Here is a 3,019-nt window from a genome sequence, read left to right on the forward strand (position 1 = left end):
GACGTAGATGGTGATTGGCGCGCCGTGCTTTTCCAACACCGGAAGCGCCTCGGTCATGTTGTCGCGATAGGCGTCGTCGGCGGTGATGGTGGCGAACTGACCGCCTTTCCCACCCATCTTGATGCGCTCGATCGCTTCATCGAGCGAAACAAAGGCATAACCCCTTCCCTTCATGTCGGCGATGAGCCTGTCGAGGAAGGCGGGAGCGATGTTCAGATGGCGGTTGACGCTGTTCGGCTTCTCCGGCGTCGCGGTGACGCGGTGCAGCATCAGGATGGCGCCGATGCCGCCGACAAACGGCCGCGCCAGGGGCGCCAGACCGGAGTAGCGGGCAAGGTTCAACGCCAGTTTCCGGATTGCCTCGCCCCCGTCGATCATTCCTTCACCTTTTGCGCCTAGGCTCATCCAAGCACGACATTCGCCTATGCGAACCCCCAAGTCGGAACGAATACTTCTTAAGGATTGAGGGATGGTTGACGCCGCCGCGTCATTTGACGGCAACCGGGTCGCGGCCAACGAGATTTCCGCACGCTCCATGCGAGCCGATCAGGGTCGATGGACCGTTGCCGCAAGCGACGGCGCCGGCCTTGCCGATTACATCGAATTCTGCGCCTCGGCGGTGTTTGCGCCGGCGCAAAGCGCATCCTGGGTGAACAACTGGGCAGCCGCGACAGGCACCGACATGGTTGTCGCGACGCTTGTCTGCGACGGCCGCCCGGCGCTTTCGCTAGCGCTGGAAGTCGTGCGACGCGGCCCGTTCAAAATTGCCCGTTTCGCGGGCGGGCGTCACGCCAACGGCAATTTCGCCGCCGCCGATCCACGTTTCCTATCCACCATCGACGGCCCGGCGATCCGCTCGATGTTCAAGGCGATCGCGAGGGTGCGCCCGGACATCGACCTGATCTCGCTGGAAAGGCTGCTGCCCAACCTCGATGGCGTCGCCAACCCGCTCGCAACGCTGCCCGGCTTCCCCAGTCCGAACCTTGCGCTCGCTGTCGATCTCGACGGCGGGTTCGACGCGCTGCTGTCGCGCGCGAGCGGCAAGCGCAAGCGCAAGAAGCACCGCTCGCAGACGCGTAAGTTTGAGGCAGTCGGAACCTTCCGCCGCATCGAGGCCGGCAGCCGCGAGGAGGTGGACAGGCTGCTCGACGCCTTCCTCGAGATGAAGGAAGCGCGTTTCGCCAAGATGGGCATCGCCAATGTCTTCGGCGACAAGCAAGTGCGCGACTTCTTCCGGGCGCTGTTTACCGATGCGCTGGCTGAGGAAAAGCCCCCTTTCCTGCTGCACGGCCTGGAGGTGACGGGAAAGCTGCGCGCGGTGACCGGCTCCAGCCGGTCCGGCAAGCGGCTGATCTGCGAGTTCGGCGCCATTGCCGAGGATGATCTCGCCTTCACCAGCCCCGGCGACTTCCTGTTCTTCGACAACGTCCAGGAAGCCTGCGAGCAGGGTTTCGATGTCTACGACTTCTCCGTCGGCGACGAGCCTTACAAGCGGCTCTGGTGCGATATCGAGGTTCAGCATTTCGAGGTGCTCGCGCCGCTGACGCTGAAGGGCCGCGCGCTGGCGACGGGGCTGCGGCAAGGCGCGCGGGCGAAGGCCTTCATCAAGAACAATCCGACGATCTGGAGGCTGACCAAGATGCTGCGCCGCAAGGCTGCCGGACAGGCAGCGCCTGCCGCAGCCGAGGACGACAGCTAGGCCAGGTGAGAGTCGCTAGCTACGCCGCCTGAACGATCTCGACCAGTTCAACGTCGAATACCAGGTCCTTTCCGGCCAACGGATGATTGCCGTCGAGCTTGACGCTGGCATCGTCGACGCCGATGACCGTCACTCGCATGGGGCGTCCCTCGCGGGTGCGAGCCTGCAATCGGGTGCCAACATCGATGTTGATGTTTGCCGGGACGGCGGCGCGGTCGATGGTTACGACCGCCTCGGGGCGATGGGGACCATAAGCGGCGTCAGCGGGAACTGTGACGGTGCTTTTCGTGCCGACCTCCATGCCCTCGACATGGGTTTCGAGACCAGGAATTACCTGTCCTTCACCGAGTGTAAACTGCAGCGGTTCATTGCCGGAAGAATCGAATTGGGTGCCGTCCACCAGACGCCCAGTGTAGTTGATGCGTACGGTGTCGCCGTTCTTGGCCTGTGTCATAGCAGCCATCCTTTGGGAGTTTTGGGGGCACGCCTAGGAATCTCGGTCCCGCTCTCGATCATCCACGCATCAGAATGCGCAGCGCGAAACATCGAAACTAGGAGCCTTGCCGCCAATGTAAAGTGCGGGAGCCGCCGAGAAATGAAGCGGCAACGCGGGACAGCCTTGTCGGCCTCCGGCCTTATGCAGCCGACCGGCGCCCGGGCAATGGATCTCCCGGCTCATGACCGACCGGCGTGACCAGCGTGACGTCGGGATAGCCGTTCTCGATCAGCTTCACCGCAGCCTGGGTCACCTGGTCGTCGGCTTCCAGCATCGACAGGAAGACTTCGGTGCCATCGCCGACCAGGCGGCTGATGCCTTGCGCATCGGCCGGGCCGCATTCGACAACGACGAGATCGTAGGCCGTGGTCAGCGACTGCATGATGATGGGCAGCCGGTCGGCGGCGCGCATGGCGCGGACCGGGCCGGCGGTGCCGCCCGGAATGACATGCGCATCCGAATAGAGATCGGGATGGATGACGTCGCTGAACTGCGCCTCGGAGGCTAGAAGATTGGTGATGCCGGGGAAGAGGCTCGAGTCCAGCATCGGCCGCGATGCCGCGCCCGACGCGGTGAGATCGAGCAGCAGCACACGCAGGCCGGCATCCGATACTTCGCGCGCCACCAGCACGGCGGACGCGGCCGCCTCATCGCCTTCGGGCGACACGAAGATCGCGCGCGCCGCGCCCGAAGCGATCAGCTTCTCCGCCGCCTTGTCGACATCGATCTCGCCGAGCCGGGATTGGCGCGGCTCGAGCGCCGATTTGCCGGGTTGAGAAGGCCCGTCAACGGAGTCAGCGGGTCCGGCAGCGGGGGCATGAACC

3 protein-coding genes and 1 pseudogene are annotated in these 3,019 nt (G+C 64.4%); 1 reads left to right on the forward strand and 3 read right to left on the reverse strand.

Translation table 11 applies throughout. From position 1 onward, the window contains the following. A pseudogene (locus tag EOA28_RS30850) lies at positions 1 to 378 on the reverse strand (polysaccharide deacetylase family protein); the annotation flags it as partial. A 91-nt stretch (positions 379 to 469) separates the two neighbouring features. Here EOA28_RS30850 and EOA28_RS30855 point away from each other — a divergent pair. Further along, positions 470 to 1,699, forward strand: coding sequence for a GNAT family N-acetyltransferase (locus EOA28_RS30855; protein ID WP_128315614.1), 1,230 nt, complete (start codon positions 470 to 472; stop codon positions 1,697 to 1,699). A gap of 19 nt (positions 1,700 to 1,718) precedes the next feature. Here the strand turns inward: EOA28_RS30855 and EOA28_RS30860 are convergent, their stop codons facing one another. Together EOA28_RS30860 and EOA28_RS30865 are read right to left on the reverse strand one after the other, a co-directional pair. Then, the gene (locus tag EOA28_RS30860; protein ID WP_127250778.1) at positions 1,719 to 2,153 is read right to left on the reverse strand and encodes a peptidylprolyl isomerase; all 435 of its coding nucleotides are present in this window, start codon (positions 2,151 to 2,153) and stop codon (positions 1,719 to 1,721) included. Between the two features lie 181 nt (positions 2,154 to 2,334). Continuing rightward, on the reverse strand, positions 2,335 to 3,019 hold a 685-nt coding region (locus EOA28_RS30865), incomplete at its 5' end, for a tyrosine-protein kinase family protein (protein ID WP_245501638.1).

Source organism: Mesorhizobium sp. M2A.F.Ca.ET.067.02.1.1 (genome assembly GCF_004023285.1).
Classification (GTDB): domain Bacteria; phylum Pseudomonadota; class Alphaproteobacteria; order Rhizobiales; family Rhizobiaceae; genus Mesorhizobium.